Origin of the sequence: Roseateles sp. So40a (genome assembly GCF_048081605.1) — a bacterium.
Taxonomy (GTDB): Bacteria; Pseudomonadota; Gammaproteobacteria; order Burkholderiales; family Burkholderiaceae_C; genus Roseateles.
This window is the reverse complement of the sequence record NZ_CP182288.1, coordinates 3,455,144-3,473,708: the sequence shown is the minus strand read 5'-3', so window position 1 is coordinate 3,473,708 and position 18,565 is coordinate 3,455,144. Positions and strand designations below refer to the sequence as shown.

General features: G+C 66.0%; 18 protein-coding genes. 14 read left to right on the top strand and 4 right to left on the bottom strand.

Annotation, left to right across the window (positions count from 1 at the left end; translation table 11 throughout):
• Positions 1–72: 72 nt before the first annotated feature.
• From fliD to ACNI65_RS15775, 4 genes are all read right to left on the bottom strand, one after another.
• Positions 73–1,551 carry a flagellar filament capping protein FliD gene (gene fliD, locus ACNI65_RS15790; RefSeq protein ID WP_416757862.1) on the bottom strand — a complete coding sequence of 493 codons (1,479 nt, stop codon included), beginning with the start codon at positions 1,549–1,551 and terminating at the stop codon, positions 73–75.
• A 165-nt stretch (positions 1,552–1,716) separates the two neighbouring features.
• Positions 1,717–2,586, bottom strand: coding sequence for a flagellin (locus ACNI65_RS15785; RefSeq protein ID WP_416757860.1), 870 nt, complete (start codon positions 2,584–2,586; stop codon positions 1,717–1,719).
• Between the two features lie 355 nt (positions 2,587–2,941).
• Positions 2,942–3,784, bottom strand: a complete 843-nt coding sequence (locus tag ACNI65_RS15780) for a flagellin (RefSeq protein ID WP_416757858.1) — start codon at positions 3,782–3,784, stop codon at positions 2,942–2,944.
• 438 nt (positions 3,785–4,222) lie between these two features.
• Positions 4,223–5,062 (bottom strand): flagellin, encoded by an 840-nt coding sequence (locus ACNI65_RS15775; protein WP_416757856.1) that lies wholly within the window; start codon positions 5,060–5,062, stop codon positions 4,223–4,225.
• A 647-nt stretch (positions 5,063–5,709) separates the two neighbouring features.
• On the opposite strand from ACNI65_RS15775, the gene ACNI65_RS15770 reads away from it, so the two are divergent.
• The 14 genes from ACNI65_RS15770 (at position 5,710) to flhF (ending at position 18,552) form a co-directional block, all read left to right on the top strand.
• Complete coding sequence (locus ACNI65_RS15770; protein ID WP_416757855.1) at positions 5,710–6,201, top strand: tetratricopeptide repeat protein; 492 nt, start codon at positions 5,710–5,712, stop codon at positions 6,199–6,201.
• 236 nt (positions 6,202–6,437) lie between these two features.
• Positions 6,438–6,761: a flagellar transcriptional regulator FlhD gene (gene flhD, locus ACNI65_RS15765; RefSeq protein ID WP_091722388.1), complete on the top strand. Its 324-nt coding sequence runs from the start codon at positions 6,438–6,440 to the stop codon at positions 6,759–6,761.
• Positions 6,762–6,829: 68 nt separating this feature from the next.
• A complete protein-coding gene (gene flhC / locus ACNI65_RS15760) occupies positions 6,830–7,366 on the top strand; it encodes a flagellar transcriptional regulator FlhC (protein WP_416757853.1) in 537 nt (178 codons plus the stop codon).
• A 10-nt stretch (positions 7,367–7,376) separates the two neighbouring features.
• A complete protein-coding gene (locus ACNI65_RS15755) occupies positions 7,377–8,408 on the top strand; it encodes a glycosyltransferase (protein WP_416757852.1) in 1,032 nt (343 codons plus the stop codon).
• Positions 8,409–8,573: 165 nt separating this feature from the next.
• The gene (flhD, locus tag ACNI65_RS15750) at positions 8,574–8,897 is read left to right on the top strand and encodes a flagellar transcriptional regulator FlhD (protein ID WP_099861627.1); all 324 of its coding nucleotides are present in this window, start codon (positions 8,574–8,576) and stop codon (positions 8,895–8,897) included.
• A 56-nt stretch (positions 8,898–8,953) separates the two neighbouring features.
• Complete coding sequence (gene flhC / locus ACNI65_RS15745) at positions 8,954–9,490, top strand: flagellar transcriptional regulator FlhC (protein WP_416757851.1); 537 nt, start codon at positions 8,954–8,956, stop codon at positions 9,488–9,490.
• A 10-nt stretch (positions 9,491–9,500) separates the two neighbouring features.
• Complete coding sequence (locus tag ACNI65_RS15740; protein ID WP_416757849.1) at positions 9,501–10,259, top strand: class I SAM-dependent methyltransferase; 759 nt, start codon at positions 9,501–9,503, stop codon at positions 10,257–10,259.
• 118 nt (positions 10,260–10,377) lie between these two features.
• Positions 10,378–11,235, top strand: coding sequence for a flagellar motor stator protein MotA (gene motA / locus ACNI65_RS15735; RefSeq protein ID WP_416757847.1), 858 nt, complete (start codon positions 10,378–10,380; stop codon positions 11,233–11,235).
• A 15-nt stretch (positions 11,236–11,250) separates the two neighbouring features.
• Complete coding sequence (motB, locus tag ACNI65_RS15730) at positions 11,251–12,198, top strand: flagellar motor protein MotB (protein WP_416757846.1); 948 nt, start codon at positions 11,251–11,253, stop codon at positions 12,196–12,198.
• 46 nt (positions 12,199–12,244) lie between these two features.
• Complete coding sequence (gene cheY / locus ACNI65_RS15725) at positions 12,245–12,637, top strand: chemotaxis response regulator CheY (RefSeq protein WP_092947725.1); 393 nt, start codon at positions 12,245–12,247, stop codon at positions 12,635–12,637.
• A gap of 16 nt (positions 12,638–12,653) precedes the next feature.
• Positions 12,654–13,292, top strand: a complete 639-nt coding sequence (locus ACNI65_RS15720) for a protein phosphatase CheZ (protein ID WP_416757844.1) — start codon at positions 12,654–12,656, stop codon at positions 13,290–13,292.
• Between the two features lie 155 nt (positions 13,293–13,447).
• Positions 13,448–14,644, top strand: coding sequence for an EscU/YscU/HrcU family type III secretion system export apparatus switch protein (locus ACNI65_RS15715; RefSeq protein ID WP_416757843.1), 1,197 nt, complete (start codon positions 13,448–13,450; stop codon positions 14,642–14,644).
• Between the two features lie 141 nt (positions 14,645–14,785).
• Positions 14,786–16,873: a flagellar biosynthesis protein FlhA gene (flhA, locus tag ACNI65_RS15710; RefSeq protein ID WP_416757842.1), complete on the top strand. Its 2,088-nt coding sequence runs from the start codon at positions 14,786–14,788 to the stop codon at positions 16,871–16,873.
• Between the two features lie 38 nt (positions 16,874–16,911).
• Positions 16,912–18,552, top strand: coding sequence for a flagellar biosynthesis protein FlhF (gene flhF, locus ACNI65_RS15705; RefSeq protein ID WP_416757840.1), 1,641 nt, complete (start codon positions 16,912–16,914; stop codon positions 18,550–18,552).
• Positions 18,553–18,565 lie beyond the last annotated feature (13 nt).

Here is an 18,565-nt window from a genome sequence, read left to right as displayed (position 1 = left end):
TAGTTCCCAGGGCGCCCAGCGCGTCCGGAAACCTCCGAAAACTTCCGAAGAAGCCCCCGCCGCGCTCGCTGATCAGCTGCTGCTGGACAGCATGCTGGTGATCTTGCTGACGTAGCTCTGCATGTCGTTGAGCTTGGCCATCTGCGTGTCCAGCGCCGTGTACTGCGCGCGCAGACGCTTCTCGTAGGCGTCGGCGCGATCGTTGAGCTCGTCCACGCGCTTGCCGTTGGCGGTCACGCGCGCCTGCAGGCCGGTGGTGCGGGTCGTGATCGAGCCGTCGAAACCCGTCACCTGGTCGGCGAACGCGCGCCAGCGCGTGGCGATGCCGTTGTTGTTGGCATCGGTCGTGTCCACGCCCATGAACAGGTTCTTCAGGTCGCCCATGCTGCCCAGCGCGCTGGTCAGCTTGGTGTCGTTGACCTTGATCGTGCCGTCGGAGCCGATGTCCAGGCCCAGGTCGGACAGACGCCCGAACTGCCCGCCCAGCGTGCTGCCCGAGGCGGTGATGTTGCGCAGCTGGCTCTGCAGGCCCACGGCCGTGCTGTCGCCCTGCAGCGCGCCGGCGGTCTTGTTGGCGTCGTCGTACTTCGTGTCATTGCGCATCAGCGTCATGAGGCTGTTGTACGAGGTCACGAAATCGTTGATCGCCTTCTTGACGCTGTCCTTGTCCTGGCCGACGGTGATCGTGGATTGCGCCGGAATGATGTTCACGCCGTTGGGGTCCGCCGGATCCTTGGTCCCGCCCTTGAGCAGGTTGATCGTCAGGCCGTCGACCGCGCCTTCGATGTTGTTGGTCGCGGAGCTGATCGGCAGGCCGTTGATCGTGAGGTTCGCGTTCTTGGCCGCGGTGTTCAGGTTCATCGCCACCGCCGAGGTGGTCGGGTCGTAGGCCAGCGCGGACAGGCCGTTGGCGTCCGAGCCGTTGCCGTCGTCATCGGCGGTCGTGATGCGGAACCCGTTGGCCTCGCCCGTGTCCTTGGAGCGGATCACCAGGCGCTGGCCGTTGGCGTCGGTCACGACCGAGGCGAGCACGCCCGCGCCCGAGCCGTTGATCTTGTCGCGGATGCTGGACAGCGTGTCGGTGGCCGAGATGGAGATGCTCACCGGCGAGGTGCCGTCCTTGCCGGTGAAGGTCGAGCTGGTCCCGCTGCCGCTCCACTGGCCCAGTTCGATGGTCATCGAGCCCGAACCGACCGAGGCGCCGGTGGCGAAGGCCTTGCTCGAGATCGATTGCGGCGCGGCCAGGTTGGTCACGCTCAGCGCGTACGAGCCCGCGCCCGAGCCGGCGCCGGCGATGACCGTGGCCATGGTCGTGTCGGAGGAGGTGGCGGTCAGCGCGGCCCAGGTGGACGGGTTGGCCAGCTTGGCCGCGGCATCGCGCATCGCGCTGAAGGCGCTCTTGATCTTCCCGTACTCGGAGATCTGCGTCTTGATCGTGTCGGTGCGCGTCTGCAGGTCGGTGATCGGCTGCTTCTCGAGCGAGACGAGCTTCGTGACGATGCTCTCGACGTCGAGACCGCTGCCGATGCCGGCGGAGGTAATGGATGCCATCGTGTGTACTCCCCGTGACCCTGACCAGTGACTGGCGCCTCCCGCGTCGAAGGCCCCATGCGCGACAGGGCCTCGCGTGACTCGCGTGAGGCCCTGTGATGCTTATCGGCCCCAGGCGATTCCGACTTTAGGACGGAGACCTGGTGGGTTGATTGCGTTTTTCTATCAGCCCTTGAGCAGCGACAGCACTTGCTGCGGCAGCTGGTTGGCCTGCGCGACCATCGCGTTGCCCGCCTGTTGCAGGATCTGGGCCCGGCTCAGGTTGGACGTTTCGACCGCGAAGTCCGCGTCCATGATCCGGCTGCGGGCGGCGGTCTGGTTCTCATAGGCCACCTGCAGGTTGGAGATCACGGCGTCGAAGCGGTTCTGCGTGGCGCCCAGCGTCGCGCGGTTGCTGTTGACCGTGTCCAGCGCGGCGTCGATCTTCTGAACGACTTCGGCGATCTTGGCCGCGTCCGCCGTGCGGTCGATGACCGAACGACCCGTGCCCGCGGCGTCGGTGCCGGCGACGTCGGTGATCGTCGTGTCCTGGCTCATGTTCGGCGTGGTGACCGAGATCTCGTCGTTGGACGTCGTGTTCGGGCCGACCTGGAAGACCTGGGGCAGGTTGGCGTCCGCGCCGAGGATGTACTTGCCGTTGAAGGTCGTGCCGGCGGTGACGCGCTGGATTTCCTTGGCCAGCTCGCCGAATTCCTTGTCCAGCGAATCCTTGTCGCTGTCCGCGTTGGTCGCGTTGCGCGCCTGGATGGCCAGTTCACGCATGCGCTGCAGCGAGTCCGCCACCTTGCCCAGCGCGCCTTCCGCGGTCTGCGCCAGCGAGATGCCGTCGTTGGCATTGCGCATCGCCACCGTCATGCCGCGGGCTTGCGCGTTCATGCGTTCGGCGATCGCCAGGCCGGCGGCGTCGTCCTTGGCGGAGTTCACCCGCAGGCCCGACGACAGGCGTTGCATCGAGGTCGCCAGCGACGACTGCGACGAATTCAGATTGCGTTGCGCGTTCAGCGAGGCAATGTTGGTGTTGATGGTCTGTGGCATTGATGCACTCCTGCGGAGATCCTGTCCTGGCTGCGATCCCGGTTCGGTGGGTCGGGTCCCGACCTCACCTGCCGATCCTCGCTGCCAGAAGCAGTCTTTGTTCGGATCTGCCGGTTGGACCGGTGGTCGAGCGGTACTTCACGCTCGATGGTTCCCATTGTGCGAAAGGAGCTCCAACGCCGATTGGCCGATTAACGGGCGGAAAACCGGCCATTAGCAAACCAATGAAAGAAGGCCCCGCTTCGGTCCCGAGGGATCGAAGCGGAGCCTTGAAGGTCGGGCCGGAAGGCCGGTGCTTGAGGATGCTTGAGGAGTCAGCCGGTGGCGGCACCCACGGGCGCCGCGTGATTCGGGCTCAGCTGCGCAGCAGCGACAGGACCTGCTGGGGCAACTGGTTGGCTTGCGCCACCATCGTGTTGCCGGCCTGCTGCAGGATCTGCGCGCGGCTCAGGTTGGCGGTTTCCGCGGCGAAGTCGGCATCCATGATCCGGCTGCGGGCGGCGGTCTGGTTCTCCACCGAGACCGACAGGTTGGAGATGATCGCGTCGAAGCGGTTCTGCGATGCGCCCAGGATGGCGCGCTGGCCGCTGACCGTGGTGATCGCCGCATCGATGTTGTCGATGACGGTCTTCAGCGTGTCCGGCGTCGACGTGTTGTCGATCACGCCAGCGGTCACGGCGGTGATCGTCGCGTCGTTGGTCATGTTGTTCGTGATCACGTCGACCGAGTCGTTCGCGCTGGTGTTGGCGCCGATCTGGAAGGTCTGCGTGCCGGCGTCGTCACCCAGGATGGACTTGCCGTTGAAGGTCGTGCCGCCGATGACGCGGCCGATTTCCTGACCCAGCTGCGCATATTCCTTGCCGATCGAGTCCAGGTCGGACGTCGTGTTGGTCGCGTTGCGGGCCTGCACCGCCAGTTCACGCATGCGCTGCAGCGAGTCGCCCACCTTGGACAGCGCGCCTTCAGCGGTCTGCGCCAGGGAAATGCCGTCGTTGGCATTGCGCATCGCGACGTTCATGCCGCGGACTTGAGCGTTCATGCGCTCGGCGATCGCCAGGCCGGCGGCGTCATCCTTGGCGGAGTTGACACGCAGACCCGAGGACAGGCGCTGCATCGACACCGACAGCGAGGACTGCGAGGACGACAGGTTGCGCTGGGCGTTGAGCGATTGCAGATTGGTGTTGATGATCTGAGCCATGATCGATTCCTTTTGAATTCAAAGACCGCTTTCGGTCTCGTCGGACGTTTGTGAAAACTGTCCGACTGAGCCGGACCACGTGGCCCCAGCTGTTGAATTGCGGACCCGTTGATGCAGTTATCGGGCCGCCAGGAATGGACTTGAGGCCTTCTTGCAAGAAAGCCTGTAACCGGCCATCACCGGTGTGAAGTATTGGCGCGAGGGTCCTGGACTGCGCTCTCCCAGCGCGGGCTCTCCACAGGGCATGGGGCCTCCCGTCCGGGAACCCCAAGCCCTATTCCGGCCCCAACCCTCTCTCGCTGACTTCTCTTTCACCACCGGCCGTGCTCGCTCGTGCACGCGCGCGATGGGGAAAGAGAAGGGGACCACGGTCCCCTCGAGAGAACCAGACCGCCGTGAGACGGGCTGGCGCTTCTTCTGCTGTTTCTGCCGCCTGTATTAGCGCAGCAGGGCCAGCACTTGCTGCGGCTGCTGGTTGGCCTGCGCGATCATCGCGTTGCCGGCCTGCTGCAGGATCTGCGCGCGGCTCAGGTTGGCGGTTTCCGACGCGAAGTCCGCGTCCATGATCCGGCTGCGAGCCGCGGTCTGGTTCTCGACCGAGATCTGCAGGTTCGACACGATCGCGTCGAAACGGTTCTGCGAGGCACCCAGCTTCGAACGCTCACCCGACACCGTCTTGATCGCCGAGTCGATGTTGTCGATCACGGTGGCCAGGTCGCTCGTCGACGAGGCGTTGGTGATCGCGCCACCCGTCACGGCGGTGATCGTCGTGTCGGTGGTCATGTTGGTCGTCGTGACGTCCACCGAGTCGTTGGCCGTCGTGTTGGCACCGATCTGGAAGGTCTGCGTGCCCGAATCGCCGGCCAGGATGGCGCGGCCGTTGAAGGTCGTGCCGCCCAGCACGCGCTGGATTTCAGAGCCCAGCTGCGCGTATTCCTGACCGATCGAATCCAGGTCGGTCGTGGTGTTGGTCGCATTGCGAGCCTGCACCGCCAGTTCACGCATACGCTGCAGCGAATCGCCCACCTTGGACAGCGCGCCTTCAGCGGTCTGCGCCAGCGAGATGCCGTCGTTCGCATTGCGCTGAGCGACGTTCATGCCGCGGACTTGAGCGTTCATGCGGTCAGCGATGGCCAGACCGGCGGCGTCGTCCTTGGCGGAGTTGACGCGCAGGCCCGAGGACAGGCGCTGCATGGAGACCGACAGCGACGATTGGCTGGTCGAGGTGTTGCGCTGGGCGTTGAGCGACAGCAGGTTGGTGTTGATGACTTGGGCCATGATTGCTCCTAACAGCTATACGTAAATACCGGCAAAAGCGCCGAACCACACATGAGCGCCTGAGTCCTCCGATCCTCCGGCCCGCCCTGAGGCGAACCGGCCGAGGATCTCGGATGCTCCTGCTGAACCTGCCGGGCCATTTCCCGGTTCGGTTCCAGTCCGACGCTAGTCAACCGTTGCCGTCCAACTCCCTCTTCGGTAGCCGAGAACGTCAGGCCTTCTAACCGGACCACGTGCCGCCTGCCTGCTTCGATCTGCTACTCGGACTGCTTGTCCTTGCTTGCTGATCGCTGCGTTCAGCAGCCCCGTTGTTTTGGTTATCGGACCCCGCTCCTTAGAACTTGAGGGCAATTTGTCAAGACTTTTGATCAATCGATAAGCAGGTCTTGCAACGCGTTGTTTGTCGTTTGACTTTCACCCGGACCGGTGTCCGGGCGTCGGTCTGGCGACGGACATGAAGGGGTTAACGGCGCATCAGCGTCAGGATTGAGGGGGAAAGGTGGTGCTTTTCGTGTGCTCGATCACGGGGGTGGCCCCCTAAAGTGCCTCTCGGCGTGGTCGACAAGGGGTCGGCCCGCTTTCGCCGGGATCGGTCTCGGCATCGAGACCGGGCTCGATCGATGAGTCCAGCGACCATGGAGAGGTCTATGCCACTGCAAGCGCACACCGAGGCACGGTCCGCCGTGTCGATGATCGACGCGTCGATCGATGACAAAGTTCACACCGGCATCCGTCCGGGATCCAGCGAGGCCCGCCTGCTGCTGGCCCAGGCGCGCAACGCCGCCTACGCGCAAGCCGCGCAGGGCCGCATCGGCGACGGCGTCAGCCTGCTGTACAACGCGCTGGAAATGGCGCCGATGAGCGTGGATCTGCTGTCCGACATCGGCGCGCTGCTGCTGGCCGCCGGTCAGCTGAACGATGCCGCGCTGTACGCGCACCGCGCCGTGGAGCTGTCGCCGCAACATGCGCCGTCGCTGTACACGCTGGGCTTCGCGCTGTCGGGCCTGGGCGAGGTCAAGGCCGCCATCGAGGTGCTGAACATCCTCAACGAGGGTCAGGCGCTGGAGATGCTGCGCCGCGATTCGCCGGAATTGATGACGATCGTCGAGACCGAACTGGCCCGCCTGCATGCCGCCTGAATCTTTTCACCGGAGACGGCCTGACAGGCTGTCTCCCTCGGAAACCGCCGCCGGACCCGGGCAACACGGGCTTCGCGCGGCGGTTGTGCTTTGGGCGGCTGGCAGCGTGTAGGAATCTGTCTGACAAGCCGGTCGTCCCGCTTCGTAGGCGGGAACTGGCGGCGACCTGATAGCTGGAAAAGAGGGGTTTCTTCAGAATTCATTCCATCGCAGCAACGCCACCCAGGAGCCCTCACATGAACAGCGACCAGATCCTTGCCGAGATCCGCGAAGCCAACCTGTCGTACCTGATGCTGGCCCAGAGCCTCATCCGTGCCGACCGCGAGCAGGCGCTGTACCGCCTGGGCATCTCCGAGGAAACCGCGACGCTGCTCAACACGCTGAGCCCGGCGCAGATGATGAAGATGGCCTCCGGCAACACGCTGCTGTGCCGCTTCCGCATGGACGACGACCTGGTGTGGGGCCTGTTGACCTCGCACGGCAAGCCGGCCGCCAACGACAGCGTGTCGCGCCTGCATGCCTCCATCCTGATGGCCGGCCGCCACCAGGAAGCCGCCTGATCCGCTGATCAGGACCCAGGCAGAGAAATTGCCGCCAGAGAACATCCGATAGAAATCCGGAGCAAGCCATGCGCACCAAGTCCATCCTGACCGAAGCCAAGCAGATCGAACGCGCCGTGACGCTGATCAAGCTGGGCGCGCGCCTGCAAGTGCTGGAATCGGAAACCGACCTGAGCTACGAGCGTTTGCTGCGCCTGTACAAGGAAGTCTCGGGCAAGAGCCCCAGCAAGGGCCAGCTCCCGTTCTCGACGGACTGGTTCATGACCTGGCAACCGAATATCCACGCGTCGCTGTTCCTCAACATCCACGAGTACCTGAACAAGGTCGCGGAGATGGATGAGATCGACGTCGTCATCAAGGCCTACCAGCTCTACGACGAGCAGACCAAGGCGCAGGGCCTGGAGCAGCTGCTGTCGGTCACGCGCGCGTGGCGCCTGGTGAAGTTCGTCGACAACGGCATGCTGACGATGACCAAGTGCTGCAAGTGCGGCGGTCACTTCGTGACGCATCCGCACGAGGTCGCCAAGCATTACGTCTGCGGCCTGTGCAACCCGCCGGCGCGTGCCGGCAAGGGCAAGGCGGCTGGCGGCATCCAGATGCATTGAGCGGCGCGCGATGACTTCGCGCTGGCGCACCTGCGTCGTCGTCATCGCCCGCGATGAGGCGGCGACGATCGGCCGGCTCCTGGCCAGCGTCCGTCCGTACGTGGACGAGATGCTCGTGCTGGACACCGGCTCCATCGACGACACCGCGCGCGTGGCCGAGGACTTCGGAGCGCGCGTCGAGCATTTCCGCTGGATCAACGATTTCGCCGCGGCGCGCAACGCCGCGCTCGTCGCCGCGTCGGCGGACTGGCACATCGTGCTGGACGCGGATGAATGGCTGGTGGGGGAGGGCGCGGCGCTCGAGGCACTGCGCGACACGCGGCCGGACTTCGTCGGCACCATCGACCTGCAGGATCAGTTCGACGGCGGCACCGCGAGGTCCCGCCTGAGCCGCGTCCTGCCAGGCGCGATCCGCTACACGGGACGCATCCACGAGCAGCCCGCGCACGCGCTGCCGGTGAAGCCACTGGCGATCCAGGTCGCGCATGACGGCTACCTGCCTGAGCGGCTTCACGTGAAGCAGGGCCGCAACGAACAATTGCTTCGCGATGCGATCACCGACGACCCGTCGAATCCTTATCTCTGGTACCAGCTCGGCAAGGACCTGTCGGTCTATGAACGCTTCGCCGATGCGGAAGCCGCCTTCGCGAATGCGCAGCAGCACCTCGGCGCGATGGGCGCCATGACCGCAATGACCGCCATGCCGGCATGGTGGTCTGACCTGGCCGCTCGCCGGCTTTTCGGGCTGAAGTCGCTCAAGCGCCATGCCGACGGCATGGTCTTCGCCGAATCGCAGCTGGCGCGGTGCGCCGAGTCGCCGGATTTCTTCTTCGCGCTGGGCGACCTGATGCTCGATTGGGCGGCGGATGAGCCGGCGCAGGCCGAGGTCCTGGTCCCGATGATCGAGGACGCATGGACCCGCTGCCTGGAGATCGGTGAGCGTCCGGACCAGCCGGGCGCGGTCGCGGGACGCGGCAGCCACCTGGCGTCGCACAACCTGGCGCTGCTGGCGTCAATCGTTCAAAAAGGACAGGCGCAATAGCGCTGATCCGGCAGCTTGTAGGAATTCATCTGACAAACGCGTCGGCGCGCTCCCTAACCCCGGGATGGAAGCGACCTGATGTTGGCAATGTGTCCGCGTCTCTACAGTTCGTCTCACGCTGAAACGAAACGACGACAGCACCCCAACACCCCCAGGAGCCGAACGATGAACGCCGACCAAATCCTCGCCGAGATCCGCGAAGCCAACCTGTCGTACCTGATGCTGGCCCAGAGCCTGATCCGCGCGGACCGTGAGCAGGCGCTGTATCGCCTGGGCATCTCGGAAGAGACCGCCACGCTGCTCAACACGCTGAGCGCCGCGCAGATGCTCAAGATCGCCTCGGGCAACACGCTGCTGTGCCGCTTCCGCATGGACGACGACCTGGTGTGGGGCCTGCTGACCTCGCACGGCAAGCCGGCCGCCAACGACAGCGTGTCCCGCCTGCATGCTTCGATCCTGTTGGCTGGACGCCACCAGGAAGCCGCCTGAGCACGTAAGCTGGTTATCGACGCCGCCCCGAAGAACTGAAGCCCGGAGACACCGTCATGCGCACCAAGTCCATCCTGACCGAAGCCAAGCAGATCGAACGCGCCGTGACGCTGATCAACCTGGGCGCCCGCCTGCAGGTGCTGGAGTCGGAAACGGACCTGAGCTACGAGCGCCTGCTGCGCCTGTACAAGGAAGTCTCGGGCAAGAGCCCCAGCAAGGGCCAGCTGCCGTTCTCCACCGACTGGTTCATGACCTGGCAGCCCAACATCCACGCGTCGCTGTTCCTCAACATCCACGAGTACCTGAACAAGGTTGCCGAGATGGACGAGATCGACGTCGTCATCAAGGCCTTCCAGCTCTACGACGAGCAGACCAAGGCGCAGGGCCTGGAGCAGCTGCTGTCGGTGACGCGCGCGTGGCGCCTGGTGAAGTTCGTCGACAACGGCATGCTGACGATGACCAAGTGCTGCAAGTGCGGCGGTCACTTCGTGACGCATCCGCACGAAGTCGCCAAGCATTACGTCTGCGGCCTGTGCAACCCGCCGGCGCGTGCCGGCAAGGGCAAGGCGGCTGGCGGCATCCAGATGCATTGAGACCGCCGACATGGGCGCCCGACTTCCCCATCCCGCGTCGGACGGCGCCCCCGGCGGGCTGCGCTGGCCGGCGCTCGCGCTGCTGAGCTGGGCGGCCTGTTTCGCCGTATGGCGGTTGTTCGGTCCGGACTGGCCGGCGGCGATCGTCGCCTCGGGCCTGGGCCTGATCCTGGCCGGGCTGCACCGCCAGACCTGGCGCCGCCTGATTGTCGCCGCGGGATTCCCGCTGGCCTTGCTGTTCACCGGCACCGACCTGCCGGCCTGGATCTGGCTGATCCCGCTGGCGGTGCTGGTGCTGGCCTATCCGCGACGCGGATGGAGCGACGCCCCGCTGTTCCCGACCCCCCACGACGCGCTGCGCGCGCTGCCCGAGCGTCTCCCATTGCACGACGGAGCGCGGGTGCTGGACGCGGGCTGCGGTCTGGGCGACGGATTGGTGGCCCTTCGCCGCGCTTATCCGGGCGTGCGCTTCGCCGGCATTGAATACAGTCCCGTGTTGTGGCTGCTGGCCCGCCTGCGCTGTCCCTGGGCCGAGATCGCCCGGGGCGACCTGTGGGCCCAGTCGTGGCGCGACACGGACCTGGTGTATCTCTTCCAGCGGCCCGAATCGATGCCGCGCGCGCTGGACAAGGCGCGCAGCGAGATGCGACCCGATGCGTGGCTGGTCAGCCTGGATTTCCCGCTGCCGGGTCAGGCGGTCTTCGCGCAACTTGAGACCGGCACGCGGCACGCGCTTCACGTGTATCGCGTGAGGGATCTCCGGGGCTGAGCACCCATCGCCCTGCCGGGCTCAAGCGGGCAGGGCGGCGGTCGATAAGGGATGGGATGGCCGGGACCGCGCATGGACGCGGGGCGCGGCCGCTTCAATCAAGGACGGAACGACTTCCATGTTTGTCATCATCGGTTGGCTGCTGGCCCTGGCCTGCATCTTCGGCGTGTTCATCGCGCACGGGGGCAACATCAGCGTGGTGCTGCACGCGCTGCCGTTCGAGATGACCACCATCTTCGGCGCGGCGATCGGCGGCATGCTCGCGACCAATCCGCCCAAGGTCATGAAGGCCACCATGAAGGGCCTGGGCGACTGCTTCAAGGGCAGCAAGTACACCAAGGCGCGCTACATGGAGCTGCTGGCGCTCATGTACGACATCCTGCAGAAGGCCCGCAAGGAAGGCCTGATGTCCATCGAGAAGGACGTCGAGGATCCGCACAGCTCGCCGCTGTTCCAGAAATACCCCACGGTGGGCAATGACCACCATGTCACGGAGTTCATCACCGACTATCTTCGGATGATGGTCTCCGGCAACCTCAACGCGCACGAGATCGAGTCCCTGATGGACGCCGAGATCGACACGCACCACCACGAGGCATTCCTGGCGGTCATCGCGCTGCAGCGCCTGGCAGGCGGATTGCCCGCCTTCGGCATCGTGGCCGCGGTGCTGGGCGTGGTGAACACCATGGGCTCGGTGGGTCAGCCCCCGGCGGTGCTGGGCGGCATGATCGGCTCGGCGCTGGTGGGGACTTTCCTCGGCATCCTGCTGGCCTACGCGTTCGCCGAGCCGCTGGCCGGCGCGCTCGAGGCCAAGGTCGACGAGGCGGGCAAGGAATTGCAGTGCATCAAGACCACGCTGCTGGCGTCGATGCAGGGCTACGCGCCGCAGGTCGCCATCGAGTTCGGCCGCAAGGTGCTGTACTCGACCGAGCGCCCGACCTTCGCCGAGCTCGAAGGCCACGTGAAGAAGAAGTGAACGGAGTGAATCACCATGGCCGGTGACGCCAAGAAACTCCAGCCCATCATCATCAAGCGCGTCAAGAAGGGCGGCCATGCCGCTCACGGTGGCGCCTGGAAGATCGCGTACGCGGACTTCGTGACCGCGATGATGGCCTTCTTCCTGCTGATGTGGCTGCTGGGCTCCACGACCGAGGGCGACAAGAAGGGCATCGCGGACTATTTCGCCTCGCCGCTGAAGGTGGCGATGTTCGGGGGGTCGGGCTCGGGTGACGCGTCGCACATCATCAAGGGCGGCGGTCAGGACCTGACGCGCCAGACCGGCCAGGTGAAGGCGGGCGACGTGCAGTCTCCGCGCAAGACCATCAACCTCAAGGCCCTCAAGGAAGAGCAGCGCCGCGCCGAGCGCGTGCGATTGCAGCAATTGAAGGACAAGGTCGAGAAAATCATCGCGGACAACCCCCGAATTGCGGCATTAGGTGGGCAAATCCGGCTCGACATGACTCGCGAGGGCTTGCGGATCCAAATCGTGGACGAGAATAATCGTCCGATGTTTGACAGCGGCAGCGCGGTGGTGAAACCGTATATGCGCGAGTTGCTGCAGGAACTCGGCAACGTGTTGTCCGAGGTGCCCAACCGGCTGACGCTGGAAGGACATACGGATGCACAGCCGTTTTCTGCGGGCGAGCGTGGATACAGCAACTGGGAACTGTCGGCGGACCGGGCCAATGCCTCGCGGCGCGAGCTGGTGGCGGGCGGTTTGCCGGATGCCCGGGTGTTACGCGTGCAGGGGTTGGCGTCGAGCAAGTTGCTGGACGTGAAAGACCCCAAAGCCCAGGTCAATCGCCGCATCAGCATCATCGTGATGAATCGCGATGCCGAGGATGCGGTGCTGAAGAACCTGCCCGACGAGGATGAGGAACCGGAAGACCCCGCGGCGAGCGCGCCGCAGGTCTCAAGTTCCGCGCCCGCGGGCCGATAACGGTCCGAATCGAATAAAAGCCCTCCAGTCCCCTCAGAGGAACGCCATGAGCACTGACATGAAATTCTTGATCGTCGACGACTTCTCGACCATGCGCCGGATCGTGCGCGGTCTGCTGAAGGAGATCGGCTACAACAACGCCGAAGAGGCGGAAGATGGCGTCGAGGCCCTGAGCATGCTGAAACAGGCGAAATACGATTTCGTCGTCAGCGACATCAACATGCCCAACATGAATGGCTTCGAGCTGCTCAAGGCCATCAAGGAAGACGCCACGCTGAAGCACCTGCCGGTGCTGATGGTGACGGCCGAGGCGCGCAAGGAGGACATCGTCCTGGCGGCGCAGAGCGGTGCGGCGGGCTACATCGTCAAGCCGTTCACCAAGGCCACGCTGGAAGAAAAAGTCCAGAAGATCATGCAGAAGCTGGCCGCTGCGGCCTGACGCTGGGGAGTCCACCATGCAGATGGAAGAGCTGGCCAAACTGACCGCGCAATCGAACGAGCCGCTGACGGTCTCGCCCGAGGTGTTCCAACAGATCGGCACGATCACCCGCGTGCTGCACGACACGATGCAGCAGCTGGGCGTGATGCCCAAGCTGCAGGTCGCCACCGACGGGCTGCCCGACGCGCGCAGCCGTCTGACCTACATCGCCAACAAGACCGCCGACGCCGCCAACAAGGTGCTGAACTCGGTCGACCAGGCCAAGGCCGAACACGCCAAGATCTCCGAGGCCGCCAATGCGATGGCCCAGGCGATCACCGCGGATCCGGTGCGCGCCGTGGCCTCGGGCGCGGTGCTGAACTTCGTCAAGGAGGTCGAGAGCTCGACCTCCAAGATCGACACGCACCTGACCGACATCATGCTGTCGCAGGACTTCCATGACCTGACCGGTCAGGTCGTGGCCAAGGTCGTGACGCTGGCCAATGACCTGGAAGACTCGCTGGTGAAACTGCTGGTCTCGGTGGTCCCGCCGGAACAGCGCGAGAAGGTCGACCCGAGCATCCTGCAAGGGCCGGTCGTGAATCCGGAAGGCCGCGCCGACGTGGTGGCCAACCAGTCCGAGGTCGACGACCTGCTGGCCTCGCTGGGCTTCTGATTCCAGAAACCCCGCTTCGCCCCTGATGAAACCCGCGCCTGGCGCGGGTTTCTGCGTTCTGGGGCAGATTTCCGCCCCTTATCGGGCAAAGGCGACCAGCCTCCCGGCCAAACAATGGCGGCGCTGCGGCATGGAGTCGCGGCCCCTCCACGCACATGGCCGATTCAGACGCACAAGATCGCAACTTACCCGCCTCGCAGAAAAAGATCGAAAGATCGCGCAAGGAGGGTCAGCTGCCGCGCTCCCGGGACCTGCCGCATTTCGCGGTGATGGCCACGGGCGGCGCCTTGTTCGCCACGTCGATGCCGTACGCCGTCGACACGTTGCAGCGCATGGTGGAAGGCGCGCTGCGTTTCGATGCCGAACAGCTGCGCACCGCCGGCATGATGACCGAGCGGCTGTCCACGCTGACCTGGCAGGGCGTGGTGCTGGGCCTGCCAGCGCTGATCATCCTGGCGATCGCCGCGATCGCGGCGCACATCGCCTCGGGCGGCTGGAACTTCACGATGAAGCCGCTGGCGCCGAAGTTCTCGAACCTGAACCCGATCACCGGCATCGGCAAGCTGTTCCAGATGCAGAACCTGATCACGGCGCTGAAGGCCGTGGCGCTGTCGCTGGTGCTGGGCATCGTGGGCGCGATCGCGCTGAAGGACCGCATCGCCGGGTTCATCGGCATCATGTCCGTGCCGCTGCCTTCGGCGCTGGCCTTCGCCGGCAAGCAGCTGATGGGCGGGCTGACGCTGCTGGGCCTGTGCCTGGCGCTGTTCGCCATCATCGACGTGCCGTTGCAGCGCTTCCAGTACCTGAAGCGCCTGAAGATGTCCCGCGAGGAAGCCAAGAACGAGCTCAAGGAAGCCGAAGGCAACCTGGAGATGAAGCACAAGATGCGGCACAAGGCGCGCGAGCTGGTCAAGCGCCGCATGCTGCAGGCCGTGCCCAAGGCGGACCTGGTCGTGATGAACCCGACCCACTACGCGGTCGCGATCGCCTACGACGAATCCAAGATGGGCGCGCCGCGCGTCGTCGCCAAGGGCCTGGACCTGCTGGCGTTCAAGATCCGCGACATCGCCAAGGACAACAAGGTGCCGGTGCTGCAGGCGCCGGCGCTGGCCCGTGCCCTGTACGCCCACGCGGAGCTGGACCGGGAGATCCCCGGCGCGCTGTTCGGCGCCGTGGCGCAGGTCCTGGCCTACGTCTACCAGCTCAAGGCCGCGCTCAAGGGCCAGGGCATGGCGCCGCAGGCCGTGCCCAATCCGCCGGTGCCCGACGACCTCGACCCGCACAAGAAGCCGGGCTGGACGCCGCCCGAGGACGAGCTCGACGACCGCTTCCCCGAGGCGCAACCGGGCTGATTTCGGGGGGGATTTCCCCCCTTATCCGGCTAAAGGAAACCCGGGTCTCGCCGAACAATGGCGTCGCTCGGTGCTCACACCGGGCGATCGACGTCCCCTCCGGCAGTTTCCAGGTAGAAGGCACCCCCGATGAACGAGCTGATGGCCCGTTTGCAGAATCTCCTCGGACCCCGCGCCGCCATCGTGCAGGCGCTCGGGGCGCCGATCGCGATCATCATCATCCTGTCGATGATGGTGCTGCCGCTGCCCGCGTTCGCCCTCGACCTGTTCTTCACCTTCAACATCGCCATGTCGGTGATGGTGATGCTGGTGGCCTCGCAGATGGTCAAGCCGCTGGACTTCGCGGCCTTCCCGACCGTCCTGCTGATCACCACGCTGCTGCGCCTGTCGCTGAACGTCGCCTCCACCCGCGTCGTGCTGCTCGAGGGCCACACCGGCGCCGGCGCCGCGGGCCAGGTCATCGAATCCTTCGGCCACTTCCTGATCGGCGGCAACTTCGCCGTCGGCCTGATCGTCTTCGCCATCCTGGTCGTCATCAACTTCATCGTGGTGACCAAGGGCGCGGAGCGCATCGCCGAGGTCGGCGCGCGCTTCACCCTAGATGCGATGCCCGGCAAGCAGATGGCGATCGACGCCGACCTGTCCGCCGGCCTGATCGACGAGAAGGAAGCCAAGCGCCGCCGCGCCGAGCTGGGCGATGAAGCCGACTTCTTCGGCTCCATGGACGGTGCCTCCAAGTTCGTGCGCGGCGACGCGATCGCCGGCATCCTGATCCTGTTCATCAACATCATCGGCGGCTTCGTCATCGGCGTGGTCCAGCACGGGCTGTCCGCCGGGCAGGCCGCCGACAGCTACATCCTGCTGGCCGTCGGCGACGCGCTGGTCGCCCAGATCCCGGCCCTGCTGATCTCCGTGTCGTCCGCGCTGGTCGTGTCGCGCGTGGGCAAGGACAAGGACGTGGGCCAGATGATCGGCTCGCAGGTCTTCGGCTCGATCAAGGCCGTGGCCATCACCGCCGGCGTGATCGGCCTGCTGGGCCTGATCCCGGGCATGCCCCACCTGGTCTTCCTGATGATCGCCGGCGCCATGGGGTATCTGGCGTACTGGCTGCGAACCAAGGAGCAGGCCAAGCAGGCCGCCGAGGCACGCAAGCCGGCCGCCCCGGTGCCGGGCGCGCCCAATCCGGACGCCGAGGCCTCGTGGGACGACGTGCAGGCCGTGGACACCCTGGGCCTGGAAGTGGGCTACCGCCTGATCACGCTGGTGGACAAGTCGCGCGAAGGCGACCTGCTGAGCCGCATCAAGGGCGTGCGCCGCAAGTTTGCTCAGGACATCGGTTTCCTGCCGCCGTCGGTGCACATCCGCGACAACCTGGAGCTGCGGCCCAGCCAGTACCGCGTGACGCTGCGCGGCGCGGTGATCGGGGAGGCGGAGGCCTATCCGGGCATGTGGCTGGCGATCAACCCCGGTCACGCGACGCAGAAGCTGATCGGGACCGCGACGACGGATCCCGCCTTCGGATTGCCGGCGGTCTGGATCGAGGAGCGGCAACGGGATATGGCGCAAATGGCGGGCTTTACCGTCGTTGATTGCGCGACCGTGGTGGCCACGCATCTTTCACACTTGCTGCAAGTTCACGCGGCCCGATTGTTGGGCCGGGTGGAAACCCAGCAGCTGGTGGATCACCTCACCAAGCAAGCGCCTCAGCTCATCGAAGACGTGATTCCAAAGATGGTCAATGTCGCCGCCCTGCAACGAGTCCTCCAGTTCCTGCTGGAAGAGGGCGTGCACATCCGCGACATGCGTTCCATCGTGGAAAGCCTGGCCGAAAACGCCACGCAGACGAACGATCCGGCCGAGCTGGCCCGTCGCATCCGCATCCACATCGCTCCGGCGATCGTGCAGCAGATCTACGGTCCGGCCAAGGAACTCGACGTCATCGCGCTCGATCCGGAGCTGGAGCGCCTGGTCACGCAGGCCCTGCACTCGCCTCACGGCGCGGCGCTGGATCCCGGTGTGGCCGACACGCTTGCGCGGAGTGCCGCCCAGACCGCCCAGTCCCAGGAGGACCGTGGCCTGCCCGCCTGCCTGCTGGTGCCTGACCTGATCCGCGCGCCCCTGGCCCGACTGCTCAAGCGCGCTGCGCCGCGGCTGAAGGTCCTGGGACACAGCGAGATTCCTGAAACGCACACGATCCGCATCGGCTCCATCATCGGAGGCACGGCATGAACGTCAAACGCTTTACCGCCCGCAATTCCCGCGAAGCCATGTCCCTGGTCCGCCAGGCCTTCGGCGACGACGCGGTCGTGCTCTCGAACAAGCCCTGCCCGGAAGGGGTGGAAGTGCTGGCGATGGCGCCGGAAGGCATGTCGCAGATCGAGCGCGTCGCCGCCTCGACCCCGCGTGCCGCCGCCGCGCCCCGCCAGGCCTCGCCGCAGCCGCGTCAGGACGCCCAGCCCCGCCAGGCGCTCAAGCAGCGTCTCGCCGCGCCCGCCGCCGCACAGCATCAGCCGCAGCGCGCCGAGCCCGGTTTCAACGGCTCGATCGGCGAGGACGTGAACACGATGGCCATGAGCACGCTGTCCTTCCAGGACTACGTGCGCGAGCGCATGCTCAAGCGTCGCTCGGCCGAGATCAACGGCCTGCCCGATCCGATGATGGACGAGCCGGCGGCCCCTGCGTACTCGCAGGCGCAGATGAATGAATCCGTCGCCTCGATGGCCGCGCAGCGCGATCAGCGCGCCCGTGCCGCGATGCAGACGCTGGGCGCGCGCCGTGTCGACGAGCGCGCCTACGAGGCTCCCGCGCCGGCCCCGGCCGCGCGCATCGTGCCGCCCGTGCTGCGCGACGAGATCCGCGTGCAGCAGCCGGTCGCCGACCTGGGCGGCATCGGTCACGGTTTCGGTGGCATGGGCGCTCACCCGCTGAACGACATGCCGGCCTCCTCGCGCCGCGAGCAGGAGATGATGACCGAGCTGCGCGCGATGAAGGGCATGATCGAGGAGCGCTTCGGCGCGCTGGCCTTCATGGAGAAGCTCCAGCGCCAGCCCGCGCAGGCGCGCCTGACGCAGAAGCTGCTGGACGCCGGGTTCTCGCCCGCGCTGGTGCGCAAGCTGGTCGAGGGCCTGCCGGCCCCGATGACCGAGGAATCCGAGTCGCATGCCTGGGCCTCGAACGTGCTGGCCCGCAACGTGCAGACCGCCGAGCAGATGCCCGCGCTGGAAGACCAGGGTGGCGTGTTCGCGATGATCGGCTCGACGGGCGTCGGCAAGACGACGACGACGGCCAAGATCGCCGCGGCCTTCGCGACCAAGTACGGCGCGAGCCAGCTGGGCCTGATCACGCTGGACGCCTACCGGATCGGCGCCCATGAACAGCTGCGCGCCTATGGCCGCATCCTGGGCGTGCCGGTGCACACGGCGCATGACCGCGCGTCGCTGGAGGACCTGCTGGATCTGCTGTCGAGCAAGAAGATGGTGCTGATCGACACGGCCGGCACGGCCCAACGCGACAGCCGGACCGCCGAGCTGCTGGACATGCTGGCGCACAAGAACATCAAGCGCATCCTGGTCGTGAACGCCGCCCAGCAGGGCGAGACGATCGAGGACGTGGTCGGTGCCTGGCGCGGTGCCGAGGCGCAGGGCGTGATCCTGTCCAAGCTGGACGAGGCGGTGAAGCTGGCCCCGGCGCTGGACACCGTGATCCGTCACAAGCTGCGGGTGCTGGGCGTGACCAACGGTCAGCGCGTGCCGGAAGACTGGCACCGCCTGTCGTCGCAGGCGCTGGTGCAGCGCGCGCTGCGCAGCCACGGCCAGTCGGCCTGGCGGGTGGACGCGTCGGACGTGAACCTGATCTTCACCGCCGGATCGATGGCCGGCGCCGCCGGCTCCCCCATGGGCATGAACTGATCGACGGGGCAGC

Coding starts and splice junctions, on each gene's coding strand:
- ACNI65_RS15780 (WP_416757858.1), bottom strand. CDS start 3,784: ATGGCTCAGATCATCAACACCAATCTGCAATCGCTCAACGCCCAGCGC.
- motB (WP_416757846.1), top strand. CDS start 11,251: ATGGCCGGTGACGCCAAGAAACTCCAGCCCATCATCATCAAGCGCGTC.
- fliD (WP_416757862.1), bottom strand. CDS start 1,551: ATGGCATCCATTACCTCCGCCGGCATCGGCAGCGGTCTCGACGTCGAG.
- motA (WP_416757847.1), top strand. CDS start 10,378: ATGTTTGTCATCATCGGTTGGCTGCTGGCCCTGGCCTGCATCTTCGGC.
- flhC (WP_416757851.1), top strand. CDS start 8,954: ATGCGCACCAAGTCCATCCTGACCGAAGCCAAGCAGATCGAACGCGCC.
- flhD (WP_091722388.1), top strand. CDS start 6,438: ATGAACAGCGACCAGATCCTTGCCGAGATCCGCGAAGCCAACCTGTCG.
- flhC (WP_416757853.1), top strand. CDS start 6,830: ATGCGCACCAAGTCCATCCTGACCGAAGCCAAGCAGATCGAACGCGCC.
- flhD (WP_099861627.1), top strand. CDS start 8,574: ATGAACGCCGACCAAATCCTCGCCGAGATCCGCGAAGCCAACCTGTCG.
- ACNI65_RS15715 (WP_416757843.1), top strand. CDS start 13,448: ATGGCCGATTCAGACGCACAAGATCGCAACTTACCCGCCTCGCAGAAA.
- cheY (WP_092947725.1), top strand. CDS start 12,245: ATGAGCACTGACATGAAATTCTTGATCGTCGACGACTTCTCGACCATG.
- ACNI65_RS15785 (WP_416757860.1), bottom strand. CDS start 2,586: ATGCCACAGACCATCAACACCAACATTGCCTCGCTGAACGCGCAACGC.
- ACNI65_RS15755 (WP_416757852.1), top strand. CDS start 7,377: ATGACTTCGCGCTGGCGCACCTGCGTCGTCGTCATCGCCCGCGATGAG.
- ACNI65_RS15770 (WP_416757855.1), top strand. CDS start 5,710: ATGCCACTGCAAGCGCACACCGAGGCACGGTCCGCCGTGTCGATGATC.
- flhF (WP_416757840.1), top strand. CDS start 16,912: ATGTCCCTGGTCCGCCAGGCCTTCGGCGACGACGCGGTCGTGCTCTCG.
- ACNI65_RS15740 (WP_416757849.1), top strand. CDS start 9,501: ATGGGCGCCCGACTTCCCCATCCCGCGTCGGACGGCGCCCCCGGCGGG.
- flhA (WP_416757842.1), top strand. CDS start 14,786: ATGGCCCGTTTGCAGAATCTCCTCGGACCCCGCGCCGCCATCGTGCAG.
- ACNI65_RS15775 (WP_416757856.1), bottom strand. CDS start 5,062: ATGGCCCAAGTCATCAACACCAACCTGCTGTCGCTCAACGCCCAGCGC.
- ACNI65_RS15720 (WP_416757844.1), top strand. CDS start 12,654: ATGCAGATGGAAGAGCTGGCCAAACTGACCGCGCAATCGAACGAGCCG.